Raw genomic sequence first — 19,305 nt, forward strand, 5'->3', positions numbered from 1 at the left:
TTAACAAACAGAAAATTGTTAATCCAATTTTCTTATTAATAATAATCGCCCCCTTTTAATTATCTTTATAATTTAGTACGCACTTTTTTACTACTGTGAAACAACTCTGAATAGATTATACTATCAATAATTTTCATTTTCTTAATAAAGTTTGTGATACATCAACTTAAATGAACTATTTAACCCACTTTAAAACTTTCATATAGAGGCTCACATGTTTTTTATTACTATTTTAGTTGGCATTCTGAATACTATAATTGTTTTCTTTGTAAATAGCAGTATGTTATAATCTGTACATTTTAATAAAGCCACTTTTTCCATAACAGCCCCACCTCTATATTTACTTTTTTCCTTAATTATAACACAAGCCAATGATTTCTATAATATCAGTATAACCACTGTGAATCAAAACAAGTGCATCTCCTTCACCTATTTCTACTTTTATATTTTTTCCCTTTAAAAAGGGATTTGTTATCCAATAATTTGATTTACCAATGTAGCTTAAGTCTTTTTAAAGGATAAATAATAACAAAAGACTGCACTATTTTAAGTACAGTCTTAATTGCCCAATATAAAAAAATGTGAATTATTCATTATACTCTTATAGAAGATTAATCTAATTTATATAATTCTTTCAGAATAAAAATCTACATTATTTGATTGATGCTTCATAAATTGTCTGAATTGAATTAGCTAACATTAAATTAAATTCACTGTCTGTTTGCCCGGCGGTAAGTCCTTGCGATAAGGCACGGGAAAAACTAGCTATCAGTCCGTGATTGCGCGCAAGTTTTTCATTTGCTTCACTTTGAGTGTATCCTCCTGATAAAGCCACAACCCTCACAATATGCGGATCATCCATCAAATCATCATAGAAGTTATCTTCTGTTGGTATTGAAAGTTTAAGCATGACTTTGACGTCTTCGTCAAGGGCAGCTAATTGACTTAATATTTCAGTTTTTAATAGTTTTTCTGATTTTTCCTTATCCACGCTGTGGATATCAACCTCAGGTTCAATAATTGGAAGAAGTCCAGCTTCAGCTATTTTCTTGCCAATATCGAACTGTTGCTCAACTAATTTTCGAATTCCTTCTGGATTGGCTTCTTTAATAACTGAGCGCATTTTTGTCCCAAAAATGTTTTTTTCAACCGCCCGTTTTAAAAGTTCTTCCAAATTGGGAATGGGTTTCATGAGTTGAACACCATTTTCAAGTTCAGCCAGCCCTTTATCGATCTTTAAAAAAGGCACAACCCTTTTGTTCTCCCAAAGAAAATCTGTGGTAAATTGATCACCAACCTTACGATCCATAGTGTTTTCAAATAAAATGGCACCCAAAATGTGCTCCGAATTGAATGCGGGGTTAGTAATAATACGAGTTCTCATTTCGTGTACCAAATTGAACATCGCCTCGTCATTTGAATAACTGTCTTTCAAAATGCCGTACTGCAAAAGTGCAGTTGGAGTACTACCCCCACTCTGATCTAATGCAGCGATAAACCCTTTTCCAGCATGGATTCGATCCATTTGTTCCTGATTCATATAATTATCCCCTTTCATTGTTATTAACTGAATATTATGTTTAATTTAATTATAGCACTACAAGCTCTCATAGCTATAGATTTTATATAAACTTTTCATTAATCTCTTTTTGAAAAGCAAAGTGCGCCAAGAACTCCCCCGAATGATTGTAAACCATTTTTAAAATTTAGGTTGACATTTCACGGAATAAATTTTATACTTAATAAATATTTATTTTTAAATTTACGGGGGTAAACTTCTATGGAAAAACTAGCTAAAGAAATTATTACTGGAAAACGTCTAGCAAGAAATGATAATTTAGAATTTTTATTAACTGCAAATTTAAAAGAACTTTGCGCAGGCGCTAATATTATTCGTGAAAAATTATGTGGCAAAAAAGTAGATCTTTGTACAATTATTAATGGACGGAGCGGAAAATGTAGTGAAAACTGTAAATTTTGTGCTCAGTCTTCTCATCATAATACAAGAATTGAAGAATATACATTCTTAGAACCAGATGTAATATTAGAAGATTGTAAAAAAAATGAGGCAAATGGTGTACATCGCTACTCTATTGTTACAGCTGGAAGATCCTTAACTGGCACCGATTTTGATAAAGCAATAAAAGCCTATAAAAAGATGCATGACGAATGTAAAATCAACTTGTGTGCATCCCATGGTATTTTGACAGAAAAAGAATTTATACGCTTAAAAGAAGCTGGTGTTACTATGTATCATGAAAATATTGAAACTTCTAAAAAAAACTTTCATAATATCTGCACTACACATACCTATGAAGATAAAATCAAAGAAATTAAACTTGCTCAGAGAGCAGGACTTAATGTTTGTTCAGGTGGAATTATAGGAATGGGCGAAACATGGGAAGATAGAATTGATATGGCTATTAGTTTATCAGAACTTGGAATTATGTCAATTCCAATTAATGTATTAATGCCAATAAAAGGTACTCCATTTGGAGATTTGGAAAGAATTTCTGAGGAAGATATTTTGAGGACAATAGCAATTTTTCGTTACTTAAATCCAACAGCTTATATTCGTATGGCAGCCGGCAGGACTTATTTTGCAGATGGAGGTTCAAAAATATTTCTATCTGGAGCCAATGCAACACTTACTGGTGATATGTTAACTACTGTAGGAAATAATACTGAGCAAGATAAAATTATGCTTACAGCGCTTGGTTTTGATATTCAAAAATAGAAGGAGCATGAAGTTATGGAGAACACAAAAAAAATTAATATTCATCACTTAACGTTGATTGGGGTTATGGCGGCGGTTACTTGTATATTAGGGCCACTATCATTGCCTATTGGAATAGTGCCAATTTCATTAACTAATCTTGTAATTTATTTCTCAGTATATGTACTAGGACAAAAGAGAGGCACCCTTAGTTATATAGTTTATCTACTCATAGGCCTTATAGGGTTACCAGTCTTTTCTGGATTTTCTGGAGGATTTACTAAATTATTTGGGCCAACAGGTGGTTACCTAATTGGATTTATTTTTATGGCCTTTATTAGTGGTATTTTCATTGACAAATTTTCAAACAAAATTTATATGTGCTTCTTAGGAATGATAATAGGTACCATTGTTGCATATATACTTGGAACAGCATGGTTAGCCTATCAAGCAAATCTAACATTTAATGCAACCTTAGCAATAGGAGTTCTTCCATTTATTGCTGGAGACCTAGCAAAAATGGTAATTGCAGCATTGGTTGGACCTCAAATTAAAAAGAGGCTTATAAGTGCTGGATTATATTAATTAATAACATCGAGACAGGGGATTATATACTACTCTGTCTCTTTGCCCTTAATTATTTCACCCACTAACTTATGCCTCCATGATTATCTGCTTTATGATTTTAAACTATCTGCTATCCCTTTGAAGAAATCTCCAATAGAAGCACACACACCTGCGAACCAACTTTTAGTCTTATCACTTTCTAATGTATTTTTCATTGTACTAGCTACATCCTCAAGCTGTCCTTTTACTTTGCTATAATCCAAGTTTAATTTATTTACTTTTGTCATTAACCCAACAATATTAGTTACATCATCTTTCGACAAATTGTAATTATAATTATTTGTTACATTATTTACTATTTCGGTTATACCTTCCTCGGTCTTAGGTTTGTCTTTTATAACCTCACTCTTTACTTCATTTATTAATCCCGCAGCTTTATCTTGTCCAATTTTTTCACCTAGCTCACCTGTTACTGCCACCTCTTCATTAGCTGTTTTTTTTGTATTTTCATCTAATTTTTTACCATCTTTACTATTTTCAAATCCCTTTAGTATGCCAGTCATAGCTGCCGTACCTGATACCGCAAATGGTGCAGAAACTTTAACATTAGCATTCTCAATTCCTGCTGTAATTAGAGCATTTTTTATCATATTACCATTTACCCAAGTTACATTATGTGTATCTACTATTAACCCACCATTAGTTGTTGGCTCAATGTATGAACATGATATGGCCTTATTACCTAGTTGATCTTTAGACACTGTATCTCCTAGATATTTCTTCTCCTCACTATTTGTAACTTCAACAACGCTGGCACTATTCTTATCTACACCAAAATACTTTAGCATGTCCTCTTCCTGTTGATTAGTCAAATCAGACCCTATAGTAACACTCTTATATGAATCAGCATATACATTGTTTATAGGTGTTGCAAACAGAATTGCTGTTACCATTACACCTAAGACTAATTTCTTATTCATTTAACAAGACTCCTTATTATATTAAGTTTTTGCTCCTTTGGAAAAGCAATTTTAGCTATTTATAGCCCCTCTGCACTAATTCTTTAATTTCATCAACGGCCATACCGTTCAATCCCATTTTTTCTAAAGTTCTACCAGTTGTCCAAAAGTTCTCACTTCTGAGTGTTGAAGCGAGAACTTTTATAGAATCCATGACTGGAGTGGCAACTCCAACCAACTTGGCAATTTCCGCCATAGCGACCAATGAACATGGTGCATCTTCAGTCAGATAGCGGCTACCTAAATCATCAGGCCCTTCTATAGGAATAAATACATCAATACTTCCTTGATAACTTTCATATAGTGTGTTCTTCATAGGGCAATATCCCATCCTATAAAGTCGTTCCCTTGCATTCACAGGTGTATATCTAAACACAGATGCAATTGCGAGACGTTCCTCATCAATCTTTTCATTAACCTTTGCAACAGAGGGAGTAATTCCTTCTTTATAATGATAATGTTTACCATAATATTCAATCTTACCCGCATTTAAAACCACTGGAGCTGGATGACTCACAGCATTCCCGTTATTCAGACTTGTCTCTAGAACGTCTGTGACCAGTTCAATTGCAGGAAATGCAGCAAAAAATATCATCTTGCACATCAATATAATATTCACCGTACAGCTATCCACTTTCCTTGTAGCATAAGGTAGTGTATGCATTTCTGCGATTTTCACGCCATCTAGTTTACCATTGTCATGGAGTACCTTCGCAAATATAAGAGCACCACCAGTGCTCCCAGGTGTAAGTACGATTTTGTCACCTGATTTTATATATGGAAGCAAAGCTTTTGCCATATCCTCCTGTGCATATGCCGGAGCGATAGGCATGATAACATCTACATCACTAAGTGCATCGGCCAAATCGCAAGTTACTTTATATATTTTAGCATCGCCTACAGGACCTACTCCAACACAATGAATAATGCCTGTCTCCATTATATCAAAAACATTCGACTTGAAGCATTCATTCTCATAAATCGTAACACGATAACCTCTAAGACTTAAATCCGCCGCAGCTGCAAATGCACCATTCCCACCGCCCATAATACAAACATTTGTAGCCATAATAATACTCCCTCGTCTAAATTATTTATACTACTTGGTAGTAGTTTTGTTTATAAACTGCTTATTAGTCCCCTCCATATTAATTCTATATATATTGTTATAATAAATTTGGTTCCTAACTATCCAGTTATACCCAACTATTTGGTTAAATTTAGTTGTTTTGATTTTACCATCAATGGATATTTTATATAGAAATGTAGCTTTATCTACTGTATAATCCCCCCAATAATATAAGTTCCCGTTTAAAACGTTGAAGGAATTAATAAATTCAGCATCACATAACTTAACTTTTTCAGTGCCATCTGTTTTCATTTTAAAGATGCTCACTCCTTTTAGAACATCTTTCTCATCAATATAGCTTGAGTAATAAGTAAAATCTCCTTCAACAACTAGGGACTTGATTTTCTCAGCATAAGGTATTTTCATATTTTCCGTTCCATCAACCTTTATTCTGTAAAGAGACTTCATATTTGTCTGTGCAACATCGTCATATTTAAGGTAATAAATGTAGTTTCCAGAAAAATTTATTTTACTTGTTCCATCTGTTTTTAATTTATAAATTCCTTCTGTGTACTCTTCCTCCCCTTCACCACCCATCCAAGCTCTTGCAATATTTTCATAATAAATCCATTCCCCATAAACATTTATATTTGATTTTGTGCAATAACCACTAGTGGTAGACCTAGAATAGGAATCTTTATCTACTACAATGCTTTCATTGCTATTCTTTTTTATTTTATAAAGTCCACCATAACTTATAACTCCACTGTAGTTATTTATGCCTTGTACATAATAATAGTCAAAAGCACCTTGAGTAGTCACACACCCCAAAGGATTGTCACCCCCACTCTGCAAGTTTCCATTTGTATTCCCATACTTTTGTAGTATCTCTTCAACAATATCATCAGATACCACATCTACTTGTCCCACAGCCTTTACCTCCGTAGTATCCTGAAGCTTTGATGCTATATTACCTTTTAGTTTATCTATTGATCCATTACTCACTAAACAAACAGGTGATTTTGATTGACATGAGAGCGCAGAAGCTGCCAAAGCATCGGGATAGTTGTTACCTGTTGTAACATAAATAGATTTAAAATCTATTTCCTGTGAAAATTTATTTAGAACTACTACATTGGTATCATATCTATCATGACCTTGTAGACGTTCAACATTTGGGAAGTTACTTGCTAACCCATCACTTACAACATCATTTCCTCCTATTACATAGGTAGTTTCTATAGCATTGTTTTTAGATATAGTGCTACACCACTAGGTAAGTTGTTTTTCCCAGTAAGTAAAATAGGCATTCCCTTTTGTGCTGCAATAGAGGATATTGATATGGCATCAAATCCTGCCCTGTAGCTAAAACAACAGATTTAGACTTGTCCACCCAACCTGCTTTAGATATTTGTATAGCAGTTTGATATCTATCTTTGCCCCCAATTCTTACTTTTGATTCAGAAGCATTCGCATCATTTATCACTGCGAATGTTAAAAAAACACTACAGCAAATTATTAGTAAAGATTTTATTTTAATTTTCATATGTTCCCCCTTGTAGCATTATGAAATTTTCAAGTTCAATTAAACTATCTTTTAACCTAAAAATAATTCTATATTGTATTATCTGATACCTTATTATTCTTTATTCGGAGAAATTTTGCAATGTTTATTTTGCGAAATACTTATTTTACTTAAGCCATCTATCTATTGTAGCACTATCATATCACACAAAATCTGGGAGATGATAGTGCTTCCACCCTTGCTGTAAAACTTCCATTCCAATTCTTTAATCAAGTGATGAACCATTTCTTTTGTATGAGTGTCCTTTAAGCCCTTGTTACACTCTTTGCAGTCCATCAGCCTGTTTAAATAAGTTCCGGGGGTTTCGCACACCTTACGAGGAAAATCTTTGTGCCGCCCCCAGTGTTCAATCATAAAAAATAGTCCTTGGGGTGTATGTCTCATATGTATGGACAAGTATAAACGAAAAAAACAGATTAATAATTCCTTTTACTGTTGTAATGACTTCTAAGACAAAACCTTTGAAGGCCGACAATACATAGGTTAGAATTCCTGTTATTCCTCCTATCAGTATTACAAAACCAGCTATGAGAAAAATGCCTCTACGCATCTTTGAAATATCTATCTCCTGTGCATTTTCAGAAAACAAACGCATATTGATTAATCACAACCTAATACATAGGACAATGTTTTTACAAGTGTTGTTTTACCCACGCCCGGAATATCTTCGAGAAGTATATGGCCTTCTGAAAAAACCGCCATTAAAAGCATCCGTATTTGATCCGTTTTGCCTACTATTATTTTTTCTACCTCATAAATCAATTGATCTGTAATTGCTGAAAGCTTAGAAATATCCATCTTGTTCTCCTCCAATTAATACACCCCTTTAAAATTCTAAAATAATATTTGAATATGTAATATCAAATTCCCTATTTGGTGGTCATATCTTTATTATAGCCGTGCCGGGTTTCCATTAAATAAGTTTTCTATAACAAAAAAAAGTCAACACAAAAAACATAAATGTTTTTTGTGTTGACCTTCTAAAGCTAAACGCGTAGGTTTTCTTTATTCACTGTCAACATATATTTCATTGTTTCTGAAACTCCTACGCATAAATGCATGGGGTTCTTAATTACTAAATAACTTTCTTTAATGCTCTCACTAAAAGACTTACATTATTTCTAAATGCTTATACCTACAACACACTAACACTAATTATTTTCCCTAAGAATTTTACTACCAAAGATACCTACGTACCCATTAACGATAGCATAACGGCTCACTTCAAAACCGTATTGACTTACTTAAATCCCCATACTTGATATTAATTTAATTCCACTTATTTTTATTTTTCTTAATCTATTAATCTCAACATCATGCAATAAAATTATCATAAGTTTTATTGCATAACTCCCTATTAATTAATTCTAAATCATTTTCCACATTCATAATAAGGAAAGCAGAATAACAATCCCTTTGAATTTGAATATCTTTATTCCATCTATCTTTTAATTCTTTTTTATTATATTCGCCTGTGAAATAACTATATTGAGATGCTTTAACTTTTTGAGTGTTATTTTTGAAATGTTTTTGAATAGGTCTTACAAAATCATGAAGTGAATACTCTATCAAACCATATCTTCTTGTAATTCTAATAATGAAACAGCATTCTGCTGTACACTAACACTGCTTCCTGCCACTTCATCATCATCCTTATATTCTTCAATATTTCCGTCTCCATATGTATTTTTGGGAAATTCATTATCCTTCATTTTATTCCTCCCATTATCTTTTGTAATAAATTATAGTTATCTTATGGCGGAGTTCTTCATTCTACTTACATTCCAATAATACTCACCCTCATAATGCTACCCATGCATTGCAATAGCTCTTTATCCATATTAAAATCCGACCTCCATATCTTTTTATTCAGATTTTGTTTTTCTATAATCCTATTTATATAATACTATTCGCCAAGGAAAAAGTTTTACCTTCTAAAAAGTTTTAAATAAAAAAAGGACTTACCTTCATAATAGTTTATCACTAAAAGTAAATCCACACCTAATAATCAATAAATACTCCTAACTAACCCTATTTTGTAATCTTAGTTTATCAGCTACCATAGCTATAAATTCTGAATTAGTAGGCTTTGCTTTTCCATTACGAATAGAATATCCAAAAATTTTATTAATAGTTTCTATTTCACCCCTGCCCCATGCAACTTCTATTGAATGTCTTATCGCTCTCTCTACTCTAGTAGGAGTGGTATTAAATTTTTCACCTATTAATGGATACAGCTCTTTTGTTACCGCTGATAAAAGTTCAGTATCATTCAATACCATGCTTATAGCTTCCCTTGCAAACATATACCCTTTTATATGAGCAGGTATTCCAATTTCATGCATAATATTAGTTATTTGATCTATCATATCAGCATCAACTGGTTGATTTCTATTTGTTTTAATTTTGGTATTATCAACATTAGGCATTGCTTTTACATCAACACTATCTATGGTTTTATTTGACAGCTGTCTTATCCTTCTAATAAGTATTTCCATGTCAAAAGGTTTAACAACATAATAATCAGCTCCTAGTGCCATGGCTCTTTGTGTTATTCTATCTTGTCCAACTGCTGATAAAACTATTATATGAGGCATTGGATCTAAATCCATTGTATTTAGTCTCTCTAGAACTCCCAGCCCATCAAGAATAGGCATAATTATATCAAGTACTACTAAATCAGGTTTTTTTTCTTCAATCAATCTTAATACTTCTATTCCATTCTCTGCTATGCCAGTAACAACCATATCATTTTTCGTTAATATGTAATCTTTCAGAATATCACAAAATTCTCTGTTGTCATCAGCTATAATTATTTTTGTTTTAGTTTCTTCCATATTTATAATCTCCTCCACCCTTCAGCTCTATATTTTAACATTTATAAATTTCATCTTGATAATTCAAATACATTGCAAAATATACTTATAATGTTTATATTACCATATTCTATAGCATGATAACAATATCTTTTTAATATTAATAATTTAACCGTTTACACGTAACTTCTCTATTTTTTTATTAATGCGAATGAGTTTGTGTTATATTGTTGAACAAATTTGCATAGTATAACTATTAATGTGGAGGTTAGAAAATGAAATTAAAAACAAATAAATTTAAACATTCTGAAAGGTTCGATTTACAAAGAAGAGCAGTTTCACACATAACTACCACATCATGGCATGAAATACCACATATATCGTACATATATGAACCTGATATAACTGACTTTTACAAGGAATTTAAAATATTGGTAAATAATAAGATCAATTTAGAAAACAAAATTTCATTTAACACTATAATGCTTAAAGTTGTAACGGAAGGATTATTATTATCACCTGCTATATTAGTTTGTAAAAATTTTGTTTAATTGTAATATTTAATTGCAATGCTTGTCACACTAAAAAGAACCATATCTTAGTTGATATGGTTTTGCTTTCAGCGACATACATGAACAATTAATTTAATTTCTCACCAAAAATATGAAATGTAAGTAGATAGTGATTTTATTGCATTTTTATCTGTTTAATGATGTCATAAACAAGTTTTTGAGTTTTTAGAGCCTCCACAGCATCAATACTTGGCTTCGTATCGCCAATTATTGATTTAATAAAATGCATCACAGCATCTTCAAATCCTCTGCGCTTTAAAATTGTATCCCAAGAAGCAGATGCACTTGTTATTAACTTTCCATCCTTTTCAACTTCCATTGTATCCATTTTAACTCTTATTATGGAATTTTCAGCTACAAACTCCAGCTGTTCCAAATTTGATCCCGTATTCCTGTGCATGCCTACAAACATCTGTTTATTATTTTGGCTTTTATAAAAATGTTGAGCATAGATTAATTGATTCTCAGCATTAACTTCGCTCCAGCCCTTTATGCTCCCGACTGGTTCTCCAATCCAACGGGCAGTATCAACTAAGTGAATATAATCATCAAGCAAGGTAAAATCGAAATCCTTGGGTCCAATTCCATTTACTCTGTGTTTTTCAATACGTACCCAAGCAGCATTATTTCCTTCCTGCTTTGCCTTTACATACATAGGCGCAAATCTTCGATTAAAGCCTACCATTACTTTTCTTCCATATTTTATACTCAATTCTGCAATCTTTTCTGCTTCCTCCAAGGTAGATGCTAAAGGCTTATCTACGTAAACGTCTTTTCCTTTTCTTAGTGCTTCTGATACAATTTCAAAATGAGTGGCCGTTGAACTATGAACGAAAATTGCATCACATTCTTTAATTAGATCGGATAAATTTGCAAAATCATTAATACGATACCCCTTACAAATTTCTTTTCTTCTAGTTTCAGTTGGGGAATAGGCCCCAATCAGAGACCAAGCTGTTTCTTTTGTGAGCCTCACATGATTGAAATCAATCATGTTACTTAAACTAATTGTTTTTTAACTATAATACTTTTTCCTAAATTAGGGACTTCCACTTCATTAACATATTTATACCCTAATGCATAATAAAAATTCAGTGATGTTAGACTTGAAGATATCTGTATTGAATTGACTAAATTTCTCTTAGCCTTATCTTCTATAAAAGATATTAGTTTTCTACCAACACCATGTTTATGATAACTGCATTTTACAAAGACTGTATAAATAATATTGTTTTCATAACTTGCAGTGCCGATTATTTCTCCATTTAATTCAGCAACATATATATCACGTTTTTTAGCTTTTTCTATCATGTAGTCAGGTATATATAGCCTACACATATCATTAATAATTTCTTCTGGATAATCTTTGCTATTTATTTCAATCAAGTTTTGCTTTATAATTTCGCATACATTTGAACTATCCATATTCTTAAATCTTCTAACAATAATATTTTCAAATTCCATTATTAACACCTCTCCATAATAATTTCATACAATTGTACCCTTATGTCCTTATTGCGATTAATCATGATCATTATCACTATTGAGCATGCTGAGATATCGATATATGCTAGGATCTGAAGAATATAGTTGTTTTACTGCTTCGTTCACAAATATTACCACTTGCAATGGCAACTATATAGTTGGTATTATACCCAATATTTTGTTAAGAAATCTCATAAACGATATCCAAAGGTTGTAAATATATACAATATAGATTATCACGATAACAAAAGAATATCAATAAAAAATTATTATTGTGATAATAAAAATTCAGATGTTACTTCATTTAAAAATGGTAAGAACTTTAAAATGACCACATCTTACAATAAAATATATTTATATAAATATTTACAGTAAAGCCATTGACTGAAAATTCTTTCGATGATAATATTTAATTATATTATAAATAAAAAAATAAAAATGGAGGTTTTTGTTATGGGAGCAAAATATATACCTGAACCATTTAGAATTAAGATGGTAGAAACAATTAAAATGCTTACTCGTGAAGAAAGAAAACAAAAGATTGCTGAAGCAAAATATAATATGTTTAACCTTAGGGGTGAAGATGTTTATATTGACCTATTAACTGATAGTGGAACAAATGCCATGAGTCAAGAGCAATGGGCTGGTGTAATTAGAGGTGATGAGGCATATGCTGGCGGATCAAGTTACTTTAAACTTGTGGAGGCAGCGCAAGACATTTTTGGTTATAAATATATCCAACCAGTTCATCAAGGCCGTGCAGCAGAGAAGGTTATGTTTGGAATATTATTGGGACAAGATAAATACTCCATTTCGAATACTCACTTTGATACAACAAGAGCACACGTAGAAGCCACAGGTGCAAGAGCCATTGATTGTGTTGTTGAAGTGGCTAAAGATCCAGCAAAGAGAGCCCCTTTTAAAGGAAATATGGATGTTGAAAAATTAGAATCATTGATTAAAGAGTACGGCGATAATAAGGTTGGTCTTGTTGTTATGACAATTACAAATAACTCAGCGGGCGGTCAACCAGTATCTGTGCAAAATGTAAGAGAAACAGCAGCAATTTGTAAAAACCATGGTATTAAGTTGTGCATTGATGCTGCACGTTATGCAGAGAATGCTTACTTTGTAAAGGAAAGAGAAGAAGGATATTCAGATAAATCAATAAAAGAAATTGTAAAAGAAATGTTCGGATATGCAGATATGTTCACGATGAGTGCTAAGAAAGATACAATTGTAAATATGGGTGGATTAATTGGTGTTAAAGACGATGAAAAATTATTCCAAGCTTGTAAAGAGCGTACGATTTTATTCGAGGGTTTCATTACTTATGGTGGTTTATCGGGTCGTGATCTTGAGAGTTTAGCAATTGGTCTTTATGAGGGACTTGATGAAAATTACCTGAAATATCGTATTGGACAAATGAAATATCTTGCGTCTAGACTTGATGAAGCAGGTATCACATACCAATCACCAGTAGGTGGACATGGTGTATTTGTAGATGCAAAAGCGATGCTACCTCAAATTCCGTTCTATGAATTTCCAGCACAAGCTCTTGCAATTGAACTTTACATCGAAGCTGGAATTCGTTCGTGCGATATTGGGTCTTATATGATGGGAAATGATCCTGATACAGGAAAACAAATAAAATCAGAATTTGAGTTTACACGTCTAGCAATTCCACGTCGTGTTTATACTCAATCTCATTTCGATGTTATGGCTGATGCTTTAATTTCAATAAAAGAAAGAGCGAGTGAAATACATGGTTATAGAATTACCTGGGAGCCAGCTGTTCTTAGACACTTCCAAGCAAGTCTTGAACCAGTAGAAATATAAGAAATGACAATCAGAAACTTTATGTTTCTGTTATAGCCTCTGAGGTTGTGACTATGATTTCAGAGGTTTATTATTTACTGTTAAGCTTAAACATCAACCCAGAGACTATTATATTATAAAGGAGGAAGCTAGCAATGAGAGAAAATTGGAAAAGCAGGAAAGGATTTATTTTTGCAGCAGCAGGAGCTGCAATAGGTCTGGGCAATTTATGGCGATTTCCATTTCAAGCATATAAAAATGGTGGAGGAGCATTCCTTTTACCATACTTTGTAGCATTGATTACTTGCGCAATACCTTTAATGATTATGGAGTATGCTTATGGTAGAAAGATTCGTGGAGGATCAGTTAAGGCATTTTCGAAATTAAAAAAGAAATTAGAAATTGTTGGGTGGATCCAAGTAATGGTACCTATAATAGTTATGACTTATTATTCTGCAATTATTGCTGTAGCAGTAGTATTTATGGTTTTTTCCTTGGGACATGCGTTTGGCATTATTAACTGGCTTTCAGATCCAGGACCTATTATGGGTATGGTTACAGGAAGTGCAAAAAATGCTTTAGACTTAGGTGCTGGCATGAGTATTTATATTTTGATCGCTGTTATTGTAGTTTGGATTTGTAACTGGCTTATTGTTAAAAAAGGAATTTCTGGCGGAATAGAAAAAATGTCAATGATTTTCACACCCTTATTAATGGTACTAATGATCATATTTATGATTAATGCGGTTCGTTTAAAAGGTTCCGCAATAGGTCTTGAAGCACTGTTTAAACCTGATTTCTCAAAAATTCTAGTTCCCAGCATTTGGGTTTCGGCTTATGCTCAAGTATTTTTTTCAACAACTTTGGCTGTAGGTGTTATGATCGCCTATGGTTCATATTTAGATGATAAAGCAGATATTGTAAACAGCGCAATTATTACGGTTTTAGCAAATTCAAGTTTTGATCTCATTGCTGGTGTGTTAGTATTTTCAACATTGGGTTACTTAGTTAGTAATATGGGTGTAGAATTTACATCATTTGGTACAGGTGCAGGTGTTGCATTTATAGCATTCCCAATTGCTATTTCAACCATGTCAACAAATGTTGTAATCCAAGGATTGCTCGGTTTTCTCTTCTTCTTTTGTCTATTTATCGCTGGCTTATCATCCAGTATTTCAATGCTGGAATCATTTACTACTGCTGCGTTAGATAAATTTGATGTTTCTAGAGAGAAACTTGTTTCAATTATTTCCATTGTTGGATTCTGTGGCAGTGCATGTTTTGCAAGCTATGCTGGATTTAACTATATATTAGATATAGTAGATGCTTATGTGGGGAACATTGTAATTGCAGGCTTGGGCCTTGCAGAAGTTATTTTAGTTAGTTACATTTATGGAACAAGTAAGCTACGAGAGGAAGCAAATGCTTACTCAGATTTTAAAGTTGGCATATGGTGGGATTATCTACTAAAATACTTTACTCCATTATTACTGGGAGCTGTTGTAATAACAAATCTATTCAATATAATTACTGAATTGCTAAAAAAGGATACGGCGGGAGTAGTTTCTAACATCGTATTTGGTTGGGGAACTGTAATTATAATGATTATTGCCTCCTTTGTATTCTACAAGAAAAAATGGACTGCAAAAGCACAAGAAGTAGCTCCAACTTTAAATGATAAAAAAGTAAATCTCTAAATAAAATGAATGAATAATTGGAGGGATTCATATGTCAACAAGTGCTATAGTTATGATGATCATAGGATGCGGAACGGTTTGGGGCGGAACAATAGTTGCAATTGTTATCGCATTGGCAGTAGAAAAGAAAAATGCCTTACCAACCAAGGTAAACTAGTTAAATAAGAAGAGAAATATAATTATTACAAATAATAGGGTATTTTAAGCATCATGTTTCATGCCTAAAATACCCTTATTATGCTTTCAACCCTTTATTTGTATCTTTGTATTTAGTCACCACTTTCGAATAAGATAGTTAGTGGTGAGATGTTTATGCTCTTATGTTTTTGTCTATTTTTTTTATTATTACGTCATACAAAATACCTGTTCTGCCCACAGCTACAACATCTAAAGTTAACAATGAATGACAGTGCCCTTCTTTACATTCCGGTAAACTTAAGTGTTTATATTTCAGTTCTTCTAGCTTTCCACACTTGTATTTTTCATCACTTACTAATTCTTGCAACTCATTTATTATGTTATTCTCAAATTCATCCCTGGTGTACTCATTGTATGTACCTACTATCTTAGCTTCCCCATATGTCGCCTTAATCCATACCCTAAATACCATCTCTGCACTATGTGTATATTTCTTTTTTAACCTATATTTATCTGACATTTAATTTCACACCTAACCTTTTTTTGTTATTTAGTACTATTTCGCTAATAGCATAATCCATATTATGTTGAATTTTTAAAGTATAACGCAATTTCGAATTTGTTCATCCAGTTCATATTCTGTTTGATTGATAAGGATTCGTTAATTCTCAAATTTGGTAAGGCTAGTGTTTACTCTTTTTCCCACCTTTTTCCTTCTTTACTGGTGCTGTTGGTGTTTTATGAGCTTTTGGTGCTACCGGTGCTGTTGGTGATACTTGAGTACTAGTAGTCTGAACAATTTTTTTACCTTGGCTTATTACCAAGGCTATTTTACCACCCTTTTCGTAGGATGTATTTACCACAGGTGTTTGACTAATAACTAATCCCTTTTGGATACTATCGCTATAATCATTTGTTATATTATCAAGTATAAATCCATTAGTAGCAACAGTTTTCTCGGCAATATCTTGAGTTTTTCCAATAAGTGAAGGAACAAACTTTTTTTCTATCACTGGTTCTGTTGGAGCAGTAGTCTTTACAATGGCAGGTTGCTTATTACCAGACGTCCCATTGGATAGAAGTTTTCCTAGAATTACAACAATCATAATCAAAATAAGTGATGCAATAATTATCATTGCCTTTTTATTCTTACTTATTTTCTTATTTGTAGGTAATACTTCTTTATCTGTATTCATCATTGTGTTTTCATCTTCTGAAGCTTTACTCATAACTGTTGTTAAATCATTTGCTATATCTAAGCCCACCGCTGCGCCCATAAACATTGTAGCATCGTCTTGACTACTATACATTTCGGTTTCAAAATTAGAATGTTCCTTGATTTTCTCTAAAACAGCTGCCGTTTCCCTAGCTGTTTGGTATCTTTTAATTGGTTCTTTTTCCATGCATTTCAGAATTACTCCGTTTACATTTTCAGGTATATCTTTAATAATTTCTTTTGGTGGAATAACCGGTTCTTGGATATGCATCATAGCTATGGATATAGCGCTATCTGCATTATAAGGTACTTGCCCCGTCACCATTTCATACATCACAACACCTAAGGAATATATGTCTGTTCTACAATCTACAATATTTCCTTTTGCTTGTTCTGGAGAAAAATAGCGTACGGTGCCCATAACATTATTGGAATTAGTTGCGGTTCTTGCATCATCAACTTTAGCTATCCCAAAATCCATAACCTTAACCATATTATCTTCCGTTATCATAATATTATCTGGTTTTATATCTCGATGAATTATCTTGCTTTTATGAGCACACTCAAGTGCCTTTGCTACTTGGAAAGCTATATTTACTGTCTCTGCAGAGCTAAGCCTGCCATTTTCCTTTATTACTTTCTTTAATGTTTTTCCGTCGATATATTCCATAACTATAAAATTAATATGTTCTTCTTCAGAAGCATCATGAACATTCACTATGTTCGGATGCGACAATCTCGCAATAGAAGTAGCTTCCCTTTTAAACCTAGCAACAAAATCTTCATTATTATTTAACTCTGTTTTTAATATTTTTACTGCAACAAATCTATTTAATAAATGGCACTTTGCTTTATAGACAGTACCCATGCCGCCCTCGCCAATTTTCTCTAATAATTCATATCTATTTAAAAGCAATTTGCCTATCATATATTTTTTCCTCCTTGAAGAATATTCCTTTCACATTATATCACAGCCAAGGAAGCTATTACTTAAATTTTTCTATTGAGAAGTAGATTGCCTAGCAGCCCTTGAATCCAAAGACAAAAATTTATCTTGTAAAATTAAAAATAATAGAAGCTATAAAAATGTCTATTACATTTTCATAGCTTAAATGAACATCATCTAATTTTCTTACTTCAATATTTCTTCATAATTATTTTTTATTATTTTAAATACCACTTCACTAAATCCAGATTCCGACTTTAGCGACGGAAATCCTTTTAATGTATTATTTATAATTACTTTTATCTCTTCTAAATCAATCTTAGGTACATTATAATTATACTCATCTAATATTGGCTTATAATTATTTCTTGTAAATGATGTTGAATACCATGTACTTTCTAAACCACTATTATTAAGAACTCCTGATAAGCCTAAATTATTATCAAAATTTGGTGCAAGTCCTACTGGTTCTCCATCCTTTCTTAATATTCCAAAGTTAAATGTATGTCTATCTATGTTATAGCACAGCGCATCCATAAATGTAATGTTCAAGAACTCTTCTATGTAACCAAGTTCTTTTATAATACTTATAGAATCATCTATTTCCCAATAATCGCGAACAAAGCTGAACATTGGCTCGAAGTCGACTTCTCCATTATTAGTAAAGTCTTTACACTTAACTAATACACCATCTTCAATAGCTTCATATTTAACCGCATCAAATCCAAGATTAATAGCAATGTTTGCTATTAATACTTCCGCAAAATTTTCCTTATAAGTACCCTTTTTTATCATATACCAACATCCCTCAATGAGCTTCCAGCACTTCTCAAAACTTCCGATGTTGGTTAATTCAGGACTTATATCTAGATCCTTAAAATTTATTTCTGAAGCATTGCCGTATAAAGCAACAGTATTTAGCCCATCAGATAATCTACTTCTTACTTCTTTATAAGTTATATCTTCATTTATCCATTTTAACCAATAGCTATCTGTAATACATATAGCTCTAGCTTTAATAACTATTTCCTTAGGAACCTCTGACCTAACACTTAATCTACGCCTTACCTGCCTTGAATTAGTCCTATGAGTATCTATTACTCTAGTTTGTAGCCACACTTCTAAGGATCCTGCATTCTTATTTATCATTATTACTGGTAATAAATTGTCATCCAAAGATTTTACAAACTCTGTGTCTTTTATTTCAGCTACCTTTTTGTCCTTATACATTAAATACCCAGTAAAATTAGATTCTTCATTTTTCAAATATTTATTTGCTAAGTTTATCAAATCTATTTTTCCCATATAACTCCTCCATAATTGAGTCAGTATTTTTCTTCTCTTATAATATATTATAACCAAGCATTGCATTATAAACAGCGACCCATTTTCTCATCATTCTAAACTCATTACAATATTCTCCTAAACCTTTGTTGTTATTTGAAAAGTTTCTTTAATATATCAAAAATACTAAAACTAGTACGATTATATACACGGTTATAAGCAGCTTTTTTAGGATTTGTAATCCAGCCAAACCCACGTGGTGCTCTTAAACCTAAGCTATTTTTTATTATTCTCTTGGGACTCGTCCTGCTGCTAATCATTTTCTTCAAGCTTGGTTTCCTTATTCCAAATTTCATTTTAGTTCCTCCTAAAATATT

General features: G+C 32.4%; 21 protein-coding genes. 6 read left to right on the top strand and 15 right to left on the bottom strand.

The window, feature by feature from the left end; translation table 11 throughout:
• Positions 1 to 652: 652 nt before the first annotated feature.
• Positions 653 to 1,540 (bottom strand): fructose bisphosphate aldolase, encoded by an 888-nt coding sequence (locus tag KPL51_RS10250; protein ID WP_216160538.1) that lies wholly within the window; start codon positions 1,538 to 1,540, stop codon positions 653 to 655.
• Positions 1,541 to 1,780: 240 nt separating this feature from the next.
• Here KPL51_RS10250 and bioB point away from each other — a divergent pair, with 240 nt between their 5' ends.
• Together bioB and KPL51_RS10260 are read left to right on the top strand one after the other, a co-directional pair.
• Positions 1,781 to 2,737 carry a biotin synthase BioB gene (gene bioB / locus KPL51_RS10255; protein ID WP_216160541.1) on the top strand — a complete coding sequence of 319 codons (957 nt, stop codon included), beginning with the start codon at positions 1,781 to 1,783 and terminating at the stop codon, positions 2,735 to 2,737.
• A gap of 15 nt (positions 2,738 to 2,752) precedes the next feature.
• Complete coding sequence (locus KPL51_RS10260; protein ID WP_216160544.1) at positions 2,753 to 3,301, top strand: biotin transporter BioY; 549 nt, start codon at positions 2,753 to 2,755, stop codon at positions 3,299 to 3,301.
• Positions 3,302 to 3,393: 92 nt separating this feature from the next.
• Here the strand turns inward: KPL51_RS10260 and KPL51_RS10265 are convergent, their stop codons facing one another.
• The 8 genes from KPL51_RS10265 to spo0A form a co-directional block, all read right to left on the bottom strand.
• A complete protein-coding gene (locus KPL51_RS10265; RefSeq protein ID WP_216160547.1) occupies positions 3,394 to 4,263 on the bottom strand; it encodes a DUF1002 domain-containing protein in 870 nt (289 codons plus the stop codon).
• A gap of 55 nt (positions 4,264 to 4,318) precedes the next feature.
• Positions 4,319 to 5,371 (bottom strand): NAD/NADP octopine/nopaline dehydrogenase family protein, encoded by a 1,053-nt coding sequence (locus KPL51_RS10270; RefSeq protein WP_216160550.1) that lies wholly within the window; start codon positions 5,369 to 5,371, stop codon positions 4,319 to 4,321.
• 30 nt (positions 5,372 to 5,401) lie between these two features.
• Complete coding sequence (locus KPL51_RS24280; protein ID WP_312888576.1) at positions 5,402 to 6,631, bottom strand: cell wall-binding repeat-containing protein; 1,230 nt, start codon at positions 6,629 to 6,631, stop codon at positions 5,402 to 5,404.
• Positions 6,610 to 6,750 carry a cell wall-binding repeat-containing protein gene (locus KPL51_RS24495; protein ID WP_216160863.1) on the bottom strand — a complete coding sequence of 47 codons (141 nt, stop codon included), beginning with the start codon at positions 6,748 to 6,750 and terminating at the stop codon, positions 6,610 to 6,612. Before KPL51_RS24495 ends, KPL51_RS24280 begins: the two co-directional genes overlap by 22 nt.
• Before the next feature lie 806 nt (positions 6,751 to 7,556).
• The gene (locus tag KPL51_RS10285) at positions 7,557 to 7,754 is read right to left on the bottom strand and encodes an AAA family ATPase (protein ID WP_216160557.1); all 198 of its coding nucleotides are present in this window, start codon (positions 7,752 to 7,754) and stop codon (positions 7,557 to 7,559) included.
• Positions 7,755 to 8,270: 516 nt separating this feature from the next.
• A complete protein-coding gene (locus KPL51_RS10290; protein WP_216160888.1) occupies positions 8,271 to 8,528 on the bottom strand; it encodes a hypothetical protein in 258 nt (85 codons plus the stop codon).
• Positions 8,525 to 8,668, bottom strand: a complete 144-nt coding sequence (locus KPL51_RS10295; RefSeq protein ID WP_216160560.1) for a hypothetical protein — start codon at positions 8,666 to 8,668, stop codon at positions 8,525 to 8,527. Before KPL51_RS10295 ends, KPL51_RS10290 begins: the two co-directional genes overlap by 4 nt.
• A gap of 309 nt (positions 8,669 to 8,977) precedes the next feature.
• The gene (gene spo0A / locus KPL51_RS10300; RefSeq protein WP_216160563.1) at positions 8,978 to 9,793 is read right to left on the bottom strand and encodes a sporulation transcription factor Spo0A; all 816 of its coding nucleotides are present in this window, start codon (positions 9,791 to 9,793) and stop codon (positions 8,978 to 8,980) included.
• A 254-nt stretch (positions 9,794 to 10,047) separates the two neighbouring features.
• On the opposite strand from spo0A, the gene KPL51_RS10305 reads away from it, so the two are divergent.
• A complete protein-coding gene (locus tag KPL51_RS10305; RefSeq protein WP_216160566.1) occupies positions 10,048 to 10,323 on the top strand; it encodes a hypothetical protein in 276 nt (91 codons plus the stop codon).
• 136 nt (positions 10,324 to 10,459) lie between these two features.
• Here the strand turns inward: KPL51_RS10305 and KPL51_RS10310 are convergent, their stop codons facing one another.
• Together KPL51_RS10310 and KPL51_RS10315 are read right to left on the bottom strand one after the other, a co-directional pair.
• On the bottom strand, positions 10,460 to 11,338 hold the full coding sequence (locus KPL51_RS10310) for a Gfo/Idh/MocA family protein (protein ID WP_216160569.1): 879 nt from the start codon (positions 11,336 to 11,338) through the stop codon (positions 10,460 to 10,462).
• A gap of 5 nt (positions 11,339 to 11,343) precedes the next feature.
• Positions 11,344 to 11,808 carry a GNAT family N-acetyltransferase gene (locus tag KPL51_RS10315; protein ID WP_216160572.1) on the bottom strand — a complete coding sequence of 155 codons (465 nt, stop codon included), beginning with the start codon at positions 11,806 to 11,808 and terminating at the stop codon, positions 11,344 to 11,346.
• Positions 11,809 to 12,282: 474 nt separating this feature from the next.
• Between KPL51_RS10315 and KPL51_RS10320 the strand changes: the two genes are divergently transcribed.
• From KPL51_RS10320 to KPL51_RS10330, 3 genes are all read left to right on the top strand, one after another.
• Positions 12,283 to 13,668 (top strand): tryptophanase, encoded by a 1,386-nt coding sequence (locus tag KPL51_RS10320; RefSeq protein WP_216160575.1) that lies wholly within the window; start codon positions 12,283 to 12,285, stop codon positions 13,666 to 13,668.
• A gap of 134 nt (positions 13,669 to 13,802) precedes the next feature.
• Positions 13,803 to 15,344 carry a sodium-dependent transporter gene (locus KPL51_RS10325; protein ID WP_216160578.1) on the top strand — a complete coding sequence of 514 codons (1,542 nt, stop codon included), beginning with the start codon at positions 13,803 to 13,805 and terminating at the stop codon, positions 15,342 to 15,344.
• Positions 15,345 to 15,375: 31 nt separating this feature from the next.
• Entirely contained in the window at positions 15,376 to 15,501 is a 126-nt protein-coding gene (locus KPL51_RS10330; protein WP_216160581.1) for a MetS family NSS transporter small subunit, read from the top strand.
• 153 nt (positions 15,502 to 15,654) lie between these two features.
• Here KPL51_RS10330 and KPL51_RS10335 read toward each other — a convergent pair whose 3' ends face one another.
• The 4 genes from KPL51_RS10335 to KPL51_RS10350 form a co-directional block, all read right to left on the bottom strand.
• Entirely contained in the window at positions 15,655 to 16,002 is a 348-nt protein-coding gene (locus tag KPL51_RS10335) for a hypothetical protein (RefSeq protein ID WP_216160584.1), read from the bottom strand.
• Positions 16,003 to 16,165: 163 nt separating this feature from the next.
• Positions 16,166 to 17,626: a Stk1 family PASTA domain-containing Ser/Thr kinase gene (gene pknB / locus KPL51_RS10340; RefSeq protein WP_216160587.1), complete on the bottom strand. Its 1,461-nt coding sequence runs from the start codon at positions 17,624 to 17,626 to the stop codon at positions 16,166 to 16,168.
• A 204-nt stretch (positions 17,627 to 17,830) separates the two neighbouring features.
• On the bottom strand, positions 17,831 to 18,949 hold the full coding sequence (locus KPL51_RS10345; protein ID WP_216160590.1) for a HipA domain-containing protein: 1,119 nt from the start codon (positions 18,947 to 18,949) through the stop codon (positions 17,831 to 17,833).
• A 131-nt stretch (positions 18,950 to 19,080) separates the two neighbouring features.
• Positions 19,081 to 19,284 (bottom strand): hypothetical protein, encoded by a 204-nt coding sequence (locus KPL51_RS10350; protein WP_216160593.1) that lies wholly within the window; start codon positions 19,282 to 19,284, stop codon positions 19,081 to 19,083.
• Between the last annotated feature and the right edge of the window lie 21 nt (positions 19,285 to 19,305).

This window comes from Clostridium bowmanii (assembly GCF_018861315.1).
Taxonomy (GTDB): Bacteria; Bacillota; Clostridia; order Clostridiales; family Clostridiaceae; genus Clostridium_AD; species Clostridium_AD bowmanii.

Excerpts from the sequence above, each read along its gene's own strand:
- KPL51_RS10250 (WP_216160538.1), bottom strand. The coding sequence starts at position 1,540 with ATGAATCAGGAACAAATGGATCGAATCCATGCTGGAAAAGGGTTTATC.
- bioB (WP_216160541.1), top strand. The coding sequence starts at position 1,781 with ATGGAAAAACTAGCTAAAGAAATTATTACTGGAAAACGTCTAGCAAGA.
- KPL51_RS10260 (WP_216160544.1), top strand. The coding sequence starts at position 2,753 with ATGGAGAACACAAAAAAAATTAATATTCATCACTTAACGTTGATTGGG.
- KPL51_RS10265 (WP_216160547.1), bottom strand. The coding sequence starts at position 4,263 with ATGAATAAGAAATTAGTCTTAGGTGTAATGGTAACAGCAATTCTGTTT.
- KPL51_RS10270 (WP_216160550.1), bottom strand. The coding sequence starts at position 5,371 with ATGGCTACAAATGTTTGTATTATGGGCGGTGGGAATGGTGCATTTGCA.
- KPL51_RS10285 (WP_216160557.1), bottom strand. The coding sequence starts at position 7,754 with ATGGATATTTCTAAGCTTTCAGCAATTACAGATCAATTGATTTATGAG.
- KPL51_RS10295 (WP_216160560.1), bottom strand. The coding sequence starts at position 8,668 with ATGAAGGATAATGAATTTCCCAAAAATACATATGGAGACGGAAATATT.
- spo0A (WP_216160563.1), bottom strand. The coding sequence starts at position 9,793 with ATGGAAGAAACTAAAACAAAAATAATTATAGCTGATGACAACAGAGAA.
- KPL51_RS10305 (WP_216160566.1), top strand. The coding sequence starts at position 10,048 with ATGAAATTAAAAACAAATAAATTTAAACATTCTGAAAGGTTCGATTTA.
- KPL51_RS10310 (WP_216160569.1), bottom strand. The coding sequence starts at position 11,338 with ATGATTGATTTCAATCATGTGAGGCTCACAAAAGAAACAGCTTGGTCT.
- KPL51_RS10315 (WP_216160572.1), bottom strand. The coding sequence starts at position 11,808 with ATGGAATTTGAAAATATTATTGTTAGAAGATTTAAGAATATGGATAGT.
- KPL51_RS10320 (WP_216160575.1), top strand. The coding sequence starts at position 12,283 with ATGGGAGCAAAATATATACCTGAACCATTTAGAATTAAGATGGTAGAA.
- KPL51_RS10325 (WP_216160578.1), top strand. The coding sequence starts at position 13,803 with ATGAGAGAAAATTGGAAAAGCAGGAAAGGATTTATTTTTGCAGCAGCA.
- KPL51_RS10330 (WP_216160581.1), top strand. The coding sequence starts at position 15,376 with ATGTCAACAAGTGCTATAGTTATGATGATCATAGGATGCGGAACGGTT.
- KPL51_RS10335 (WP_216160584.1), bottom strand. The coding sequence starts at position 16,002 with ATGTCAGATAAATATAGGTTAAAAAAGAAATATACACATAGTGCAGAG.
- pknB (WP_216160587.1), bottom strand. The coding sequence starts at position 17,626 with ATGATAGGCAAATTGCTTTTAAATAGATATGAATTATTAGAGAAAATT.
- KPL51_RS10345 (WP_216160590.1), bottom strand. The coding sequence starts at position 18,949 with ATGGGAAAAATAGATTTGATAAACTTAGCAAATAAATATTTGAAAAAT.
- KPL51_RS10350 (WP_216160593.1), bottom strand. The coding sequence starts at position 19,284 with ATGAAATTTGGAATAAGGAAACCAAGCTTGAAGAAAATGATTAGCAGC.